Here is a 16,854-nt window from a genome sequence, read left to right on the forward strand (position 1 = left end):
TCGTTATCTTACAAGCGCAAATTTTAAAAATAACCAAATTTAGCGTCTATTTATAGCCGTAAATATAAAAAAGCAGATTGAGGCTATAAGGATTATGCTCGCTCCACTTGTTAAGTTCGCCTCAAAGCTAAGCCAAAGCCCCGATATGCAAAACGCAGCCGATATGAGAGTGGCGTTTAGCATCATTGCGCCAAGGCGTTTAGAAAAATTTTGCGCTATATAAGGCGGTATGGTAAGAAGCGCGATGACTAAGATAAGCCCCACTGCGCGTATCGTCATCACGACACTTAGCGCCATCATGCAGACTAGCACATAGTATAAAAGCGTGGTTTTTACTCCGCGAAGTTTGGCGAATTCCGCATCAAAACTAAGGGCTTCAAACTGCCTGTAAAGCAGCGTAACTATAAGCAAGATGACACAATCAACCGCCGCCATAAAGGCTAAATCGCTATCGGGCACCGCTAAAATCGAGCCAAAAAGATAGCTCATGAGATCTACGTTGTATCCGGGCGTTAGATCGATTAAGATAATGCCAAACGCCATTCCAAACGCCCAAAGTGCGCCAATGACCGAGTCCATTTTGCTCTTATCGTTTAGCGTGATAGTAGCTATCAGGAGTGCTAGAAATATCGCAAATCCGCTTGCTCCAAGAAGCGACTCAAGCGAAAAGTAAAACGCCAGCCCAAGTCCGCCGTAAGCTCCGTGCGCTATGCCGCCGGCGATGAAAACCATGCGATTTATAACTACAAGCGAGCCGATAACTCCGCATGCGATACTTACTAAAAGCCCTGCCATAAGGGCGTTTTGCATGAATTCCAAATTTAGCGCTTCTAGCATTTTTGCCCTTTGTCTAAGCTCTTGCAGCCGCACTCTTTAAGCGCGATCTCGACATCGCAAAAATGCTTATGCTCTCTTGCAAGATGAGTGATAAATTCCTGCTTTGAACGATCGGGCGCAATGTCGTGCATGTGAATTTTGTGATTTACGTAAGCAACTTTCGTAGCGAAGCTAAGTGCGATATTTACGTCATGGCTTATCAAGATGACACCGATTCCTTCTTTGTTTATCTCGCTAAGCAGGCTGTAAATCGCAGCTTGCCCCTTGGTGTCGATGCTTGCTGTCGGCTCATCAAGCATGAGAATTTTAGCCTTTGCACAAAGCGCTCTTGCGATATAAACTCGTTGTCTTTGACCGCCTGAGAGCTCGCCTATGCGAGAGTTTGCAAACTCGCTCATGCCGACTTTTTCAAGCGCTTTCATCGCTTCTGATTTATCGTTCTTTGTGTAAAAGCCGAAAATTTTCCTATCGATTCGCCCCATAAGCACCACTTCTAAAACCCTCATCGGAAAATTCGCGTTTATGAAGATGTTTTGAGGGACGTATCCTATGGTTTTGCTAACCTTGCTAGGGTTTTTATCAAATATCTTTATCTCGCCGCTTTTAGGTCTTAAAAGCCCTAGCATAAGGCGAAGTAGGGTTGATTTGCCCCCGCCGTTTGGACCTATGATAGCTAGAAAATCCTTGATATCATAGCTTAAATTTATCTTTTCAAATATCAAATTCTCATCGTATCCAAACGATAAATTCTCTATCTTAACTCCGTTCATAAAACCGATATCCTACCCGCGATAAAAAACACAAAAGCTCCCAATCCAAACATCACTAAAAGAGCTAGAAATTCGCAGTAAATTTTTAAATTTTTATATTTTGAGAGCGCATTTACCTTTGTGCCAAAGACCGCTGCGATAAATATAACTAGGCTCATACCAAGCGCCATAAAAACGCCGCTCATCACGCCTATAAACCAGCTGTTTAGACTAAATGCAAGTATGAAGACTATGATGGTGCCGGGACACGGCACAAGCGAGGCTGCAAGCGCTACAAACCACTCGTTTAGACTCTTTGGCTTAACTTCCATTGCTTTACAAGCCGCACATCCGCAGTCTGATTTGTGAGGGCTAAATTTGTAGTTATGAACTTTTGGCTTGAGCGATTTTAGCTTCGTAAATATCATATAAGCAGAGATCGCCATGATGATCAGGGCTGAAATTTTAGTTGTCAAATTTGCAGCGGAATTTGCTACGTTTGCCGCAAAACTTTCAAGCAAACTCATGGTAATCCAAACCAACATGAGCGCGCCAAGCACATGCAAAATGCCGATCTTAAGCGAAAATGCAAAAGCTCTTAAGTAGCTGCCTCCGCTTGCGGCAAAATATGAAGTCGTAAGCAGTTTGCCATGCCCAGGACCCGCTGCGTGTAAAAAGCCGTAGATGAAGCTAAAAAGCATAATGAGGGCAAATTTTGAGGCTTCAAATGCGGTTGAGTTTTCTTTGATGAGCTCTTTTAGTCTGTCTAAAAATCCTATCGTAGTTCTAGCAAGAGAGTTAAATTTCGCTTCGTCTATTGCATCGATCTCTTCTAAATTTTTGTTTTTTACAAGCGAGCTAAGCTCAGGCTTGTCTTTGTTTGAAATTTTAGGTTTTTGCTCGCTCATCTCAAAAAACACGGTGTTTAAATTTGAATTTGGCACTATGAAAATGGATTCGGTTATCCTGTAAGGCTCGTTATTTGCGATTTTGAAGTTAAAAAATCCTTCGCGATCGATTATCTCAAACACAACCACACGGCGAGGCAAAATTTCTAAATTTAGCTCCAAAACATACTCGAAATTTAGCCTGTTTTCTTCGATATAAACGCGCTGGCTCTTTGTTTTGACGAATAAATTTTCGCTCGCACTCTCACCGTCATAAAAGCTAACTGTAGTAAGATACCCGCGCGGCACGATGTAGTCAAGCAAGGACTTTTGGACATTCCAAGCTTCTTTTTCGTTTAGCTTTTTATCGGCGTCCTCGTCGTATCCTTGCATAGTTAGCTCGGTGAAATTTTCTGAAAACGTCCATGTTATCGTAGCTGTTTTAAGCGTGTCGCTCCATGCGTCAAATTTGATCTGCGCATGAGCTGTGGGTGTGTAAAGTGCACAAAGCGCACACGAGTAGGCAATGGACGCAAAAAGCGTAAGTGCGGCCAGTATGCGCCCAAATTTCATCATTAAAGACTCTTGGCGAAAATTTCTGCTGTCTTTTTAAGCTCAGCCTCCCAATCAAGCGGGAGCTGATCTATCTCAACTACTTTTGCGCCCGTTTCTTTTGCGATTAAATTCGCCGATTTTTTAGAAAACTGAGGCGCTACGAAGATGACCTTTACGCCGTGCTCTTTTGCCTCCTTGATGAGGTTTGCAAGCTCTGCAGGCTTTGGCTCTTTGCCCTCAACTTCGATTGAAATTTGCTCTAAATCATAGCGCTTTGCAAAGTATCCCCAAGATGGGTGATACACGATAAATTCGCGGTTCTTAAGATTTGCAAGCTTATCTTTGATGAATTTGTCAAGCTCGTCTAGCTTAACGAGAAATTTCTCGTAATTTGCGTTATAAAGCTCTTTGTGCTCGGGAAAAACTCTAACAAGTCCGTTTAGGATGTTTTTAGCCTGAGTTTTTACAAGCACCGGATCAAGCCAGATGTGCGGATCAAGCCCGTCGTGGCTGTGGCAGTGAACCTTGCCGTTATGCTCGTGGCAATGCTCTTTTTTCTCATGTCCTTCATGCTCATGCTCTTGCATCGCCACTCTCTCTACTCCTTTTTGAGTAAAGATAAATTTAAGCTTTGGAAACGACTGCTGAAATTTCGGCAACCAAGCCTCTTCAAATTCAATGCCTATGGCAAAATAAAGTTTGCTGTTTTCAAGAGATTTCATCTGCTTTGGCTTTGGCTCGTAAGTGTGAGGATCGGCTCCTAAAGATACCATGGTATTTACTTCAACCGTGTCGCCTGCGATCTGTTTTACGAAAAATTCCTGAGGTAATATACTTACGCTAACGACGGGTTTTGCAAAGCATGCAAGCGCGCCAAAACATAAAAAAGCTAAAATTTTCTTCATTTTAAACCTTTTTTCAAAATTTTTAGGGAAGTATAGCAAAAGCAACTTAGTTGCGAATTAATGCTTTTTTATATAAATTTTAGTATGATAGCTTTTGAGATTAAACGAAAGGATGAGATGTCGCCTCAAGAGCTCTTAAGGATAAACGATATAAAGGCAACTCCGCTTCGGTTGCAAATTTTAGAAATTTTATCTCGCGCCGATACTCCGCTTGGGTACGATGAAATTCTAAGCAAAATTAAGGCCAATAAAACGACATTTTACCGCTCGATGGAGATTTTTGAAGCTAAAGGCATTATCGTAAAAAGCGAAAACAACCACAAAAATTTCTATGAGCTTGCAGGCGAGGCAAAGGCGTATTTTGTCTGTGATGTTTGCAGAAAGATGACAAATATCGATATGCCGAATTTAAACCAAAGCCACGTTAAAAGCGTAGTCGTAAAAGGAATTTGCGACGATTGCTTTTAAATTTCCTCATTTTCGCCGTAAAGCTTGGCAAGATGATCGGGGATCGCCTTTGGACGCTTTTTGTCAAGGTCAAAATATACGTAAGTGGTTATGGCTTTAGCTATGATCTTGCCGTCTTTTATAAATTCGTAAAATCTGTTTGAACTAACTTTTCTAGCCTGTTTTGTCCATGTTTTTATCTCGATCTCATCTCCTAAATAAATTTGCTCCAAATAGTCGATTTCGTTGCGTTTTATAACCCAAGTCGAGTTGTTTTTAAGCTGCTCTTCAAACGTATCTCCTACGAAATTTGAGTGCGCAAAAGCCGCTTCTTGCATCCAAACAAGATAGTATGCGTTGTTTGCGTGGTTGTTTATGTCTATGGCCTCTTTGCCTACTTTAAATTTGTAGCTAAAAATTCTCATATTTGTCCTTTTGTTTGATACAATTGTAACTCAAATTTTTAAAAAGGCGGTTTTATGAAGAGCTCTTGGGATAAAAAAGCGGCTAATTACTCAAGATATGAGGGCGAACTTAGCGAATTTCAGCGAGGATTTTTTAATAAACTTGATGAGTTTGGTATAGATTTTAATGATAAAACACTTATAGATGTAGGGTGCGGAACAGGTGTTTATACTCTGTATCTATCAAATTTGTGTAGAAACGTAACAGGACTCGATCTCTCGACTAAGATGCTTGAGTGCATGAGAGAGGATGCTGATAAATTTGGTGTGTCAAATTTAAGAGTAGTTGAGAGCAGTTGGGATGACTTTAATGAGGATAATATTTACGATATCGCTTTTAGCACGATGAGTCCGGCGATAAACAGCATAGAAGGGCTTGATAAATTTATTCGCACCGGCAAAAAGCGAGTTTTTATGTGGTGGAATAAGCAAAGACATTCGAGTGTGCTTGAGAGATTTTATAAAATTTACGGAGAACGTCAGTGGAGCGAGAGATTGCCTTACTTTGAATACCACTTGGATATGTTAAAAATTCCTGTCAAGTCACATGTTTTTAATGAAGTGAGAACAAGGGATATAAGTCTTGAAAAAATGTATGAAGATATGATCTGGCATTTAGAGATCGGAAATCTCAAATTTAATAAACAAAAGGTAAAAGATGAGCTTTTGAGCATTTGCAAAGATGGAAAAGTAACGGAAACAGTAACATCTTCAATGAAGCTTTTGGTATTTTAGGCTATAATTTAGTAGAAATTTATTAAGCAAGGTCTTATAAGTAATGTCAAGGCTTTTTATATTATTTTTTATATTCATAGAATTTTGCCTAGCTTCACAATTTACACCTATCAAACCTTTGTATTATGATAAACAAAAGGCTGAGCTGGGTAAAAGTTTATTTCAAGATACTAGGCTTAGTGCAAGTGGAACTGATTCTTGTGAGAAATGTCATAATCTATATTGGAACTCAAGCGGCACTAGTGTAAAAAATATAAAAATATCATTTAAGCAGACATTAAATTCTCCTACTGTTTTAAATTCTGCTTTGAATTATTTATTTTTTAAAGACGGAAGAGTTAAAGATATCAGAGAACAAGTGATTGAAAGCATAGTCGACATAAATCAGCTGGGTAGCAGTGAAAAGCTTGTTGTAGAAAAGGTAAGTTTAAATCCTCATTATAAACATAAATTTAAAACTCTTTATAAAGATGGGGTTACTTTCAATAATATAGTTGATGCTATAGTAAATTTTCAAAAGGCTTTATTAACTCCAAATTCAAAATTTGATAAATTTATAAGCGGAGATAAAGCTGTTTTTTCAGAAGATGAAAAAAAAGGATTTGAGCTTTTTAAAAAAGCAGGCTGTATCAATTGTCATAGCGGAGTAAATTTGGGTTCTAATGTATATTATGATATGCAGCTTGATTGTAATTTAGACCAAAATGTAACTAATATTGGCAAATATAAAGTACCCGGACTAAGAAACATATCAAAGACCGCTCCGTATTTTTATGATGGAACCTGTTATGATTTAAGAGAGACGATAGGGCATATTGCTAACTTAAGAATGCAAAATAAAATAAATCAAGAACAAATAGAGTTGATATATAAATTTTTACTAACTCTAGATGGCGATAATCCGGAAATTTTAAAATGAGAAATAAAATTGTATTATATAAAGTTCTATTTTTAATTATGTTTTTAAATATATTTATCGGTGGAATGATAGTATATAAGGCAAACGAAAATGTAAATTCTAGCTATAGTCTAAAAGAATCGGTAATAAATTTAATAGATATAAATAGAGATATAGACTTTATGCTGGGTAAAACATTCCTATACTCTGATTATGATAGACTTATGGAACTTCTTGCGAATTTTGATAATGGCTTAAAAGATACTTTAAGGATGCAAAACTTACATGCTTTTAGAGAAATTGTTTCCGGTATGAAATTTTTTCAAGACATTAAGCAAACATTTAAAAAGAAAGTCGAACTTATAGATAAATTTAATTCAACCGCCATATTTGCAAATTTGATCTATGATGACATACTTTTTAGCTCGTTTGAAGAGTTAAAACATAGTAAGTATTTTAATACTATAATGTCAAATATATTGCTATTTAAATATGACATCAATACCGATTTGAGTAAAACAAAAGAACTTGTAGCCAAAAATTTATCAGAGAACAATCTAAATCAAAATGATATTAAATTTTTAAAAAATGCCAGCAGGCTTATAGAATATTATGAGAGTGCTCAAGGTATTTTTAAACGTATTCAAGAACTTTATATGGAAAAAGAGCTTAGTATATTGATGAATGGAAATAGAGCCTATATGAACATAGCTGCTACTAATTTAAAAAATCTGACTATGCTGTTTTTTGCGCTTATAGGAATATCAATATTTTTGATCTATTTGGCTTATTCAAAAACTAAGAGCATATTAAAATATCTAAATGACTTGCAACAAGCTACCGACAATAGCTTTAGCTCAATAGTTTTTACAGATCTAAATACTAAGATAAAGTATGTAAATAAGATATTTGAACAGACCACAGGCTATCATCTTGAAGAGGTTGTTGGTAAAGATGCTAATATTTTAAAATCTCATCAACATAGCAGTGAATTTTATAAAAGCATTACAAATTCCTTGAAAAATAATCAGGTTTGGGAGTGTGATGAGTTAATAAGTTTAACCAAAGATAAAGATTTGTTGATAGAAAAAGTAATGTTCTTACCGTTGTTTGATGCCGATGGTAATAAGGACGGATATCTGTCGGTAAAACTTGACAAGACAAAAGAGGTTATGATAGAAAAAGAGCTTAAGGAAAAAGAAGAAAAGCTAAGAGACATGGCGTTTTTTGATAACTTAACCGGCTTTGGTAGCTATTTTGCCCTTACTCAAAAGCTTAACGAGTATCCAAGCGGAATGCTTATATATGTAAATATTAGTCACTTTGTGGATTTTAGATTTTTTTACAAGACTCAAACGGTGGATCTTATTATAGAGTCCTTTGCCAAAACTATAAAGCTTTGTATAGATACTTATGATATACCAGCATCTATATATAGAGTTCAGTTAGATGAGTTTTGTATTTGGTACGACGGAGAGTCTGTCGAGAGAGATATAAAAAATATACGGGATTATTTTAAAGGAAATAATCTATCTATTGTCGTGGATGACAGAAAAGAATTTATACCAAACATCAAGATGATCATAGGTGTTAGTCTTGATAGGGATACTATTCAAACTAACCGTCTTACTCAAGCTATGCTTGCTCACTATGAGGCTACCAATAGTGGTGAACCCGTAGTGTATTATAATGAAAATAGCTCTGTAGAGCAGCAGTATTATCAAAACCAGATAATGTCAAGAATTATAGAATATGCTATATATAACGATACTGTTATAGTTGAGTGTCAGGGCATATATGATATATCTTCAGACTCAGATAGTGAGCCAAAGGCAAACTATTATGAAGTTTTGGTTCGCCTTGTGGATGAAAATGGCAAAATTCGTTATCCTGGCGAATTTTTAGATATTGCTAAGAAAATTTCTTTATATAATGATATAACTAAAAAAGTTATAGGTCATGTATTTAGACTTGTGGAGAGATTCCCTAAAATTAGATTTTCAATGAACCTATCAAATAGCGATATAGCAAATGTTCAGATTAGAGATATGATAGAGCAAAAGCTTAAAATTTGCTCATACCCAGAAAACGTCTATTTTGAAATTTTAGAATCAGAAGGTGTAGATGACTATGAGGCGGTGAATTTGTTTATAAATAAAATTCATAGCTATAACTCCAAAATTTCAATTGATGATTTTGGAAGCGGATATTCTAATTACTATAGGATTTTAGAACTTGATATAGACACTATAAAGATAGACGGCTCTATCATCAAAAAGCTTCCATTTGATAAAAACGCTAGATATCTAGTTCAAACTATTATAGATTTTGCCAATAGACAAAAGTATAATGTGGTTGCCGAGTTTGTAAGCTCTCCTGAAATTTTAGCTGAGGTTAAAAAATTTGGCATAAAGTATGCTCAGGGATATCTGCTGGGTAAACCCGTTTCGCCTGACAATATCAAGCCTTAATACCTTTGTCGAATATCTTTCTTGTAAAGAAAACGAAAAATAGAAAAGATGCGAAGATTAAAGCATAAAATATATAGCTCATAATAGGTTTTGATCCGGTTTCACTGTTTTTAAGCTCTTTTATTGAAACAGCATTTCTAAATTTATCTAATACTGTTATTCTCCATCCATAGTATTTTATCTGCACTTTCTTTTGGCTTATCGCAAAACTTTGCGCCATTGCTTGAAGATCGGCTGAATTAAATTTTAAATAAAATGGAAAACCAAATCCGGTATCCTCGTTTCTGTATGTCATTACTTTTGTGCCATTTATCTCTTGAGTGTATATGAAATATACATCTCTAGTCGGTCCATCCGCAGGATTTTCTCCACTTATTAGACCGTCCTTATCCACTCTTTTTACCTCTCCTCCGGTTATCAGAGCCGTTTCGTAATGCGGAAAAGAGTAATTTACTATGATGGCTAAGATTAGATGAGCTATTAAAGCAATTGTTATTAGAAGTTTTTTGGTTGATTTGCGTAAAATTTCTTGAAAAGACATATTTTTCCTTTTTTGATTTTTTAGTATTTTACAATATAAGTGTGAATTTGATATTTTTTCAAATTAAATTCAGCAAAAATCTACTAAACAAATTTTAAAATATAAATATTATTTTTATGCAGGTTTAAATTTTATGAGAAGAGTCGTTTATATAAGTATAGATGATACCGATGAGATAGGATATCCTAAATCTACCGGAATACTTGCCGAGATGATTGCTGAATTTATAGATAGTAATTTTTCACCATGCTCTTTCGTGAGTCGTCATCAACTCTTTATAGATGAGCGAATAAATTATACCTCACACAATAGCTCCATGTGCTTTACGACACATTTAGATGAAAATGAGTTCGTTAAAGTAATTAAATTTGCAGAAAAACTACTAATAGACGAGAGTGCTCCTAGCTCTGAGCCGGGATTCGCGATAGCTTTTGAAGATGAAATTTCAAACATAAATGAGTTTATAAAATTTGGCAAGAGAGCAAAATGCGAATATATAACAAAAGATGAAGCTTACAGTGAGGCGTCCAGACAAAATATATATCTAAAAGAGCTTAAAAACACAGGCCAAGATGTCAAAAGATGAGATGAGCGTAAAAGAGCTTTTGGATTTAGGCTTTTGCGATGAGGTTTTGGATGAAAATTTTAATCTCGTTGATAAAAACGAAAAGATACTGACAAAATCGAAACTAAAGTTGATAGTTAAAAATTTTAAAGCGGTTTTGCTTGTGAAATCTGATAAAAATGGAAAATTTATTCCATACGATATAGAAGAGCTTAGAGAATTTTAATGGATAAATTTCAAAATTTTAGCTTAGATGGAGTTTTTTTATTTGGCAAATTTTCTTATGAAAATGCTAGACAAATAGCAGTAAAGTGTGAGTTTTTTACAACTGATAGCGGCGAGGATGAACTTGTAGATAGTGATCCAAAGAGTTGCTATAACTGTCTTTTTAGAAGATGGAGCAAGGAGAGCTTTGAATGTTTAAAATTAAGATAGTTTATAAATTTTTACTTATTGTATTCTTGTTTTTAGGAATCTCTATTTTGACATATTCGGGATTTAAATTTGCAAATGGGGACTACACGGAATTTTTTATGAGTTTGCATAAAATTTGTGGTTTTAGTATCGCTGTAATCGCTGTTTTGCATATAATTATAAAGAGAAGAAAGCTAGTAAAGCTTGCAAATGAATTTTTAGATGTGATTTTGAAACGAAAAAATCCATCCTATTGCAATATGGATAGACTTATTATGGCTCTTGAAGACCACACTATAAGTAGTGTCGCAAGTATTTTAAATTTAGATGCTGACGAGTTGGTTGAAATCCTAAGAAAGGGTGAAGTGAGGCTAAATAGCAAGGAGCAGACTCTAAGACAAATTGCCAAGCTAAACGATGAGAAGATTTTTTATGCTCTTGTTTTGATTATAGAGAGGAAATTTGTCGGAAAGAGCTTGGACTTAAAAAGCTGCAATATATAGCCTTATTCATAAATCTTCTACAGGTTATATTTATAAATTAATTCAGTATTTTTTGTTTTAGCTACTTTTAAATATTTATAAAATAAAATTATTTTTTAATATTTTATATTTTTAAATGTGCTATTAATCGTATTTTTAAAAATATAAAAAATATATAATAGGAGTTTAAATGAAAAAAACAGCTTTGATTGCTTGTAGTGTCGCTTTGGCGCTTCATGCCGAAGTTTTTGAGCTTGGTCAGGTAGAAGTCGTATCTAAACTTGTAGGAGGTAGCCAAAAAAGCGATACCAACGTAGTTGTGGTAGATAGTGAGCAGATGCAAAAAAATCAGGTTAAGAGGCTATCTGAAGTAGCTTATATGACACCTGGTGTTTATGTAGATAAAAAAGGCCCAAGAGCGGAGCAGAATTTTTATGTTCGCGGCTTTGACGCTCGTAGAGTTCCGCTTTTTATAGATGGAATACCTGTTTATAATCCATACGATGGAAACTCGGATTTTGGAAGGTTTACTACTTTTGATCTATCTCGTATAGATATCTCTAAGGGTTCAAGTTCTGTTCTTTATGGTCCAAATACTATGGGTGGAGCCATAAATCTTATATCCAAAAAGCCTACCAAAGAGTTTGAGAGTAGTATAGGATATGGCGTTGAGCTTGGCAAGAGCAGCAAAACTATAGGAAATAACATTGATTATAGTATAGGAACTCGTCAGGAACTATTCTATGTGCAAGCTGGCTTAAGCTTTATGGAAGATAATAGTCAACAGCTTTCAAGTGACTTTGTAAAAGACGCTAAAGGTAACGAAGATGGCAATAGACGCGAAAAATCTGTTCAAAGAGATAGAAAAGTGCATATTAAGGCCGGCTTTACTCCAAATCAAACTGATGAATATGCTATAACATATATCAATCAAAAGGGCGAAAAAGAGCAGCCTCCTTATGCAGGAAGATATCCTAAGGATAAGGTAGCCAATAGATTTTGGGACTGGCCTATGTGGGATAAAGAGAGCGTTTACTGGCTTTCTCATACAGAATTTGGCAAGCTTTATTTGAATACAAAGGCTTTTTATGACACATATAAAAACGATTTGAATTCATATAAGGATAAGACCTATACTAAAAAAACTTTTGGTAGCCATTATAAAGACTACTCATACGGATTTGGCCTTGAATTAGGCGGCGATATAGCAGATAATAATACTCTTAAATTTGCTACAAGTTATAAATTTGATGAGCATAAAGAGCATGATGATGGCGAGCCGGTGCAAACATATCAAGACAAGACCTATATGTTTGGCCTTGAAAATACTTATAGATTTAGCGATATGACAAGATTGGTTTTGGGTGTTAGCTATGATACTAGAGATGCTATAAAGGCGCAAGAGTACGGCAAACCGCTATCTGGAGGCAAGAATAGATTATTTGACTTTGAAGTCGGCAAGAGACACTCTTTTAACTATCAAGCCGCCATTAAACATAGCTTTGATGGAATGGATGAGTTAAGTTTAAGCTATGCAAAAAAGACATATTTTCCTAGTATGAAAGAGAGATATAGCGAAAGATTTGGAAGAAATACCCCAAACCCATTCTTAAAACCTGAAATAGCAAATCACTATGAATTAGGTTATGCAAGAAGCTTTGGCGATACTCTAAGACTTGAAGGTTCGGTCTTTTACTCAAAAGTTAAAGATGCCATAGGCAATGTTATGTTAAAAAATAAGACAAGACAAGCTCAAAACGTGGATAAAGCAGAGTATAAAGGCTTTGAGCTAGGAGCCACTTATTTTGCTACAGATAGCTTGGAGATTGGAGGAAACTACTCATATATTAGTGCAAAATATAAAAACAAAAATGAGAAAATTTACGATCTTCCAAAACACAAAGCGTTTGCTTATGTAGATTTTAAAATTTTGCCTAAATTTAGCGTTTATGCATCTGAAGAGATTGTATCTAGCAGATATTCAGGATCTTATGAGGATACTAAGCTAAATGGGTTTGGTTTGACTCATGTTAAATTTATTTATAAGCCGACAGAAAATTTAAGTATAGATGCGGGTGTATCAAATTTATTTGATAAAAACTACGAGTATAGAGAGGGATTTCCTGAAGAAGGTAGGGTATTTTTCTCTAATATTAAATATAAATTTTAATATTTTAAGGGCTTAAAGATAGTATTTTAAGCCCTTTTTATAGTTATTTAGTTTTATATTTTAGTAATATAAAAGGGTAAATTAACTACGATTTTTAAAATTAAATAAAGGCTTTATCATGCTAAAAAAGATTCTGATTTCACTATTGGTATGTCTAAATTTCGCCTTTGCTATGAGTAGTTCGGAGATAGATCAGTTTATCTCTCAAAATAGCAGAGATTTTGAAATTTTAACTAAGGAACCGACTCGTGTATATGCAAGCAATCCTACGCTTTTATATCTGCTGTATGCCCTTACTCCTGAAAAAATTAGCGGTGTAAATTTCGAGTGGAATAATTACGAAAGACCTTATTTAAAAGATTACGTCTTAACCCAGCCTGTAGTCGGTGGATTTTTCGGACAGGGTAAAATTCCAAACGTAGAGATGCTTTTGCGTCTTGATCCTGAGTTGATATTAGTAAATGCAAGCTCAAAAAATGTCAAAAAGATGACAGAAATTTTTGGCTCTATCAAAAAACCAATGCTATATTTGAGTGGAACTAGTTTAGAGGACTATCTAAAAAGCTGGCAAATTTTAGGCAAGGTTTTAAATAGAGAGCAAAGAGCCAAAGAGTTGATTGATTACGCGCAAAATTCTATAAATTTAAGTGGCAAGATCAATGAATATCTAAAAACAAACAATATTAAAAAGCTTAGAATATACTACGCTCAGGGCTCAGATGGATTATCTACGGAGTGTGAGGGTTCGCAGCACGCGATCTTAATACCGTTAAGCGGCACAGAGGTCGTGCATAAGTGCGAAAAAGAAAGCAGTGCTTATGGGCGCGTTAAAGTGAGCTTTGAGCAGGTTTTAAAGTATCAGCCGGATATGATTTTAGTCTATGAAAGAGATTTTTACGACAAAATTTACAGCGATCCTAAATGGGCCTTGCTTGACGCGGTAAAAAATAAAAAAGTATATTATATCCCTAGAGAGCCATTTAGCTGGTTTGATCGTCCGCCTTCATTTATGAGATTTTTGGGCATCAAATGGCTTATTAATTTAGCCTATCCCGAAGCGTTTAAATTTGATATAGTAAGTGAAGCTCGTGAATTTTATAAGCTATTTTTAGGGCTTGAGCTAAATGATGAGCAGATAGGAAAAATTCTAGGCAAGAGCAGATAGATGAGTAAAAAATCCTTTTTATTGTTGCTCTCTTTGCTGATATTATTTATTTTTGGTTCGTTGTTGCTTGGCAAATACGGCTTTAGCGCAAGCGAATATATAAGATATTTTGTAGCAGTTTTAAAGGGCGAAAATTTAGAGGATTATAAGATCATTCATACTTTAGTAACTGAAATTCGTTTGCCTCGTATTATAGCATGCTTGCTCATAGGGGCAAGCCTTGCAATCTCAGGTGCCGCATATCAGGCGATGTTTGTAAATCCTTTGGTTTCCCCATCTATTTTAGGAGTTTTAAGTGGAGCCGGATTTGGTGCGGCTCTTGGTATGTTTTTTAGACTAAACGAAGTCTTGATTCAGCTTAGCACTTTTGTATTTGGGTTTCTTGCAGTTATTTTCGCACTTCTTATTTCAGCTCTTTACTCACGCTCCGGAAGCGTGATAGTCTTGGTTCTCGGAGGCGTTATTAGCGGTTCGCTTTTTACATCCTTGCTTTCTGTTTTAAAGTATGCCGCAGATCCTAACGATACCTTGCCAAATATCACATATTTTTTGATGGGAAGCTTGAGCTTTGCTTCTAAAAGCTTTATGGAGCTATCTATATTGCCCATGTTTATCGGTGTTTTATTGCTTGCATTTTCCGGTAAATATCTAAATGCTTTAAGCCTTGGAGAAGAGGAGGCGAAGAGCCTTGGCATAAATGTATTTAAGGTAAAAATTTTTGTTATTTTAGTCGCTACTTTTGTAAGTGCTTTAAGTGTAACTATCGCTGGAATTATTGGCTGGATAGGACTTATCACTCCTCATATAGCAAGATTCGTTTACGGAGCCGATAACCGCTCCGTACTTACGGCTTCAGCTCTGATAGGGGCTATATTTTTACTATTTTGCGATAGCTTTTCAAGGCTTATTTTTACCTTTGAAATTCCAATCGGTATAGTAACATCTCTCTTTGGAATTCCTATGTTTATCTTAGTGCTTAGACGCGCTAAAAAGAGCTTTTGATGTTGGTAGAGGTTAAAAATTTAAAATTTGCGTATAAAAAACGCACTATTTTAGATGGATTAAATTTTATTATCAACGAAGGCGATACTTTAAGCATTTTAGGTGCAAATGGAAGCGGTAAAAGCACTCTTTTACGTATTATGTTAGGCTTTTTAAAATTTGAAGGCGAAGTAAAAATAGCGGGAAAAAATGTAAGCGAATATTCAAAGAATAGTTTGGCCAAGATAATTGCTTATATACCTCAAACTCATGCGCTAAGCTATGATTATACGGTATTTGACATAGCGCTTATGGGTGCTCTTTGCAGGACTCCGTTATTTTCAAATTTTAGTAAAAATGATAAAATTTTAGCCGAAAACGCTCTTGAAAAGATGGGTGTTTTGCATCTTAAAGATGAACCTTACACAAGAGTAAGCGGTGGTGAAAGGCAGCTAACTTATATCGCTCGCACATTAGTTCAGGGTGCAAAAGTGATATTTATGGATGAACCTACTAACGGACTTGACTTTGGAAATCAGATTAAACTTTTAGAGATGATCAGGTTGCTAAGAGATGAGGGATATACCTTTGTTCAAACTACACACTATCCCAAACATGCTAAATTTGTTTCAAATTTAGTGCTATTTTTAAAGGATGGTAAAATTTTAGAATTTGGCGATAGCGATAGCCTAATAAATTCTAAAAATATTGATAAAATTTACGGAATTGATTACGAACAATACAAGGATAAATTATGATTTTAAAATCAAACTACGACAAAATCGATTTTAACGAACTATATAAAGAGCAAAAATCTAAAAGTTCTTTCGGTAAAAAACTAGTCAAAGATTGGGATAAAAAGGCTCCAAGCTTTAATGAAGCGGTATTAAAGAGCCAGTATGTCAAGGATTTCATTTCAAAAATAGATTTTAACGAGGCTGACTCTTTGCTTGACTTTGCTTGCGGTGCGGGAGCTTTAAGTGTTGCTGCAGCCGGTAAAATCAAGCAAATTTACGGATATGATTTTTCACCTAAAATGCTTGAGTTTGCAATTCGGAATGCCAAAGATTTTGGTCTTACCAATGTTAAATTTGCTCAAAAGGCATTCGAAGATGATTGGAGCGATGTGCCAGAATGCGATATAGTTTTTGCATCGCGTTGCCTTGAAGTTGATGATATAAAACCGATTTTAACAAAACTTCTTTCAAAGACTAAGCGTACTCTTTATATCACTTTTAAAGTAGGCGGAAGTTTTGTGGATGAGGACATTTTAGAGGTTATTGAGCGTGATGTAGAGCAAAAACCTGATTTTGTATATCTAGTTAATATACTCTTTCAAATGGGTTATTTGCCGACGATTGATTATATAAAAAGTATTTGTAGTTCCGGTGCTCCTCAAAGCGCAGAGGAGTTGATTCGAAAGACCGAGTGGAGTCTTGGTAACGATCTAAACCAAGATGAAATTTTAAAGCTTAAAGATTATTTTAATAGTAATAACTCATGCCGTTCCCAACAATCCATGGATTGGGCTTTTATCAGAGTTGACGTATAACACTTAGTGTCTGTCTTTACAACAGACACTAATATA

The 16,854-nt window shown here is 35.4% G+C and carries 19 protein-coding genes; 13 read left to right on the forward strand and 6 right to left on the reverse strand.

The window, feature by feature from the left end:
- Positions 1-39: 39 nt before the first annotated feature.
- From CDOM16190_RS02395 to CDOM16190_RS02410, 4 genes are read right to left on the reverse strand one after another with little or no spacing between them, the layout of a single operon-like run.
- Positions 40-837, reverse strand: a complete 798-nt coding sequence (locus CDOM16190_RS02395) for a metal ABC transporter permease (protein WP_170018736.1) — start codon at positions 835-837, stop codon at positions 40-42.
- Positions 831-1,607, reverse strand: coding sequence for a metal ABC transporter ATP-binding protein (locus CDOM16190_RS02400; RefSeq protein WP_170018737.1), 777 nt, complete (start codon positions 1,605-1,607; stop codon positions 831-833). The genes CDOM16190_RS02395 and CDOM16190_RS02400 overlap by 7 nt, the downstream gene beginning before the upstream one ends.
- A complete protein-coding gene (locus tag CDOM16190_RS02405; protein WP_170018738.1) occupies positions 1,604-3,049 on the reverse strand; it encodes a HoxN/HupN/NixA family nickel/cobalt transporter in 1,446 nt (481 codons plus the stop codon). The genes CDOM16190_RS02400 and CDOM16190_RS02405 overlap by 4 nt, the downstream gene beginning before the upstream one ends.
- Positions 3,049-3,933, reverse strand: a complete 885-nt coding sequence (locus CDOM16190_RS02410) for a metal ABC transporter solute-binding protein, Zn/Mn family (RefSeq protein ID WP_170018739.1) — start codon at positions 3,931-3,933, stop codon at positions 3,049-3,051. Before CDOM16190_RS02410 ends, CDOM16190_RS02405 begins: the two co-directional genes overlap by 1 nt.
- Before the next feature lie 117 nt (positions 3,934-4,050).
- Between CDOM16190_RS02410 and CDOM16190_RS02415 the strand changes: the two genes are divergently transcribed.
- On the forward strand, positions 4,051-4,401 hold the full coding sequence (locus CDOM16190_RS02415) for a Fur family transcriptional regulator (protein ID WP_170018951.1): 351 nt from the start codon (positions 4,051-4,053) through the stop codon (positions 4,399-4,401).
- On the opposite strand, the gene CDOM16190_RS02420 is transcribed toward CDOM16190_RS02415, so the two are convergent.
- Entirely contained in the window at positions 4,398-4,805 is a 408-nt protein-coding gene (locus tag CDOM16190_RS02420) for an acyl-CoA thioesterase (protein ID WP_170018740.1), read from the reverse strand. The genes CDOM16190_RS02415 and CDOM16190_RS02420 overlap by 4 nt on opposite strands.
- Before the next feature lie 54 nt (positions 4,806-4,859).
- On the opposite strand from CDOM16190_RS02420, the gene CDOM16190_RS02425 reads away from it, so the two are divergent.
- The 3 genes from CDOM16190_RS02425 to CDOM16190_RS02435 are packed head-to-tail and all read left to right on the forward strand — an operon-like array spanning position 4,860 to position 8,948.
- Positions 4,860-5,579, forward strand: a complete 720-nt coding sequence (locus CDOM16190_RS02425; RefSeq protein WP_170018741.1) for a class I SAM-dependent methyltransferase — start codon at positions 4,860-4,862, stop codon at positions 5,577-5,579.
- A 43-nt stretch (positions 5,580-5,622) separates the two neighbouring features.
- Positions 5,623-6,498, forward strand: a complete 876-nt coding sequence (locus CDOM16190_RS02430) for a cytochrome-c peroxidase (protein ID WP_170018742.1) — start codon at positions 5,623-5,625, stop codon at positions 6,496-6,498.
- Positions 6,495-8,948: a GGDEF domain-containing phosphodiesterase gene (locus tag CDOM16190_RS02435; protein WP_170018743.1), complete on the forward strand. Its 2,454-nt coding sequence runs from the start codon at positions 6,495-6,497 to the stop codon at positions 8,946-8,948. Before CDOM16190_RS02430 ends, CDOM16190_RS02435 begins: the two co-directional genes overlap by 4 nt.
- On the opposite strand, the gene CDOM16190_RS02440 is transcribed toward CDOM16190_RS02435, so the two are convergent.
- A complete protein-coding gene (locus CDOM16190_RS02440; RefSeq protein WP_170018744.1) occupies positions 8,938-9,489 on the reverse strand; it encodes a DUF1523 family protein in 552 nt (183 codons plus the stop codon). The two genes, CDOM16190_RS02435 and CDOM16190_RS02440, sit on opposite strands and share 11 nt — an antisense overlap.
- 133 nt (positions 9,490-9,622) lie before the next feature.
- Between CDOM16190_RS02440 and CDOM16190_RS02445 the strand changes: the two genes are divergently transcribed.
- The 9 genes from CDOM16190_RS02445 to CDOM16190_RS02485 all read left to right on the forward strand — a co-directional run bounded on the left by CDOM16190_RS02445 (position 9,623) and on the right by CDOM16190_RS02485 (position 16,818).
- A complete protein-coding gene (locus CDOM16190_RS02445; RefSeq protein ID WP_170018745.1) occupies positions 9,623-10,075 on the forward strand; it encodes a hypothetical protein in 453 nt (150 codons plus the stop codon).
- Positions 10,062-10,280 carry a hypothetical protein gene (locus tag CDOM16190_RS02450; protein ID WP_170018746.1) on the forward strand — a complete coding sequence of 73 codons (219 nt, stop codon included), beginning with the start codon at positions 10,062-10,064 and terminating at the stop codon, positions 10,278-10,280. The genes CDOM16190_RS02445 and CDOM16190_RS02450 overlap by 14 nt, the downstream gene beginning before the upstream one ends.
- A complete protein-coding gene (locus tag CDOM16190_RS02455) occupies positions 10,280-10,489 on the forward strand; it encodes a molybdopterin biosynthesis protein MoeB (RefSeq protein ID WP_170018747.1) in 210 nt (69 codons plus the stop codon). Before CDOM16190_RS02450 ends, CDOM16190_RS02455 begins: the two co-directional genes overlap by 1 nt.
- Entirely contained in the window at positions 10,471-10,971 is a 501-nt protein-coding gene (locus CDOM16190_RS02460; protein WP_170018748.1) for a chemotaxis protein, read from the forward strand. Before CDOM16190_RS02455 ends, CDOM16190_RS02460 begins: the two co-directional genes overlap by 19 nt.
- 169 nt (positions 10,972-11,140) lie before the next feature.
- Positions 11,141-13,120, forward strand: coding sequence for a TonB-dependent receptor plug domain-containing protein (locus CDOM16190_RS02465; RefSeq protein ID WP_170018749.1), 1,980 nt, complete (start codon positions 11,141-11,143; stop codon positions 13,118-13,120).
- A 118-nt stretch (positions 13,121-13,238) separates the two neighbouring features.
- The gene (locus tag CDOM16190_RS02470) at positions 13,239-14,285 is read left to right on the forward strand and encodes an ABC transporter substrate-binding protein (RefSeq protein ID WP_170018750.1); all 1,047 of its coding nucleotides are present in this window, start codon (positions 13,239-13,241) and stop codon (positions 14,283-14,285) included.
- Complete coding sequence (locus CDOM16190_RS02475) at positions 14,286-15,287, forward strand: FecCD family ABC transporter permease (RefSeq protein ID WP_170018751.1); 1,002 nt, start codon at positions 14,286-14,288, stop codon at positions 15,285-15,287.
- Entirely contained in the window at positions 15,287-16,024 is a 738-nt protein-coding gene (locus CDOM16190_RS02480; protein ID WP_170018752.1) for an ABC transporter ATP-binding protein, read from the forward strand. The genes CDOM16190_RS02475 and CDOM16190_RS02480 overlap by 1 nt, the downstream gene beginning before the upstream one ends.
- Positions 16,021-16,818, forward strand: a complete 798-nt coding sequence (locus CDOM16190_RS02485; protein ID WP_170018753.1) for a class I SAM-dependent methyltransferase — start codon at positions 16,021-16,023, stop codon at positions 16,816-16,818. Before CDOM16190_RS02480 ends, CDOM16190_RS02485 begins: the two co-directional genes overlap by 4 nt.
- Positions 16,819-16,854: the final 36 nt, after the last annotated feature.

The organism is Campylobacter sp. RM16190 (genome assembly GCF_012978835.1).
Lineage (GTDB): Bacteria > Campylobacterota > Campylobacteria > Campylobacterales > Campylobacteraceae > Campylobacter_A.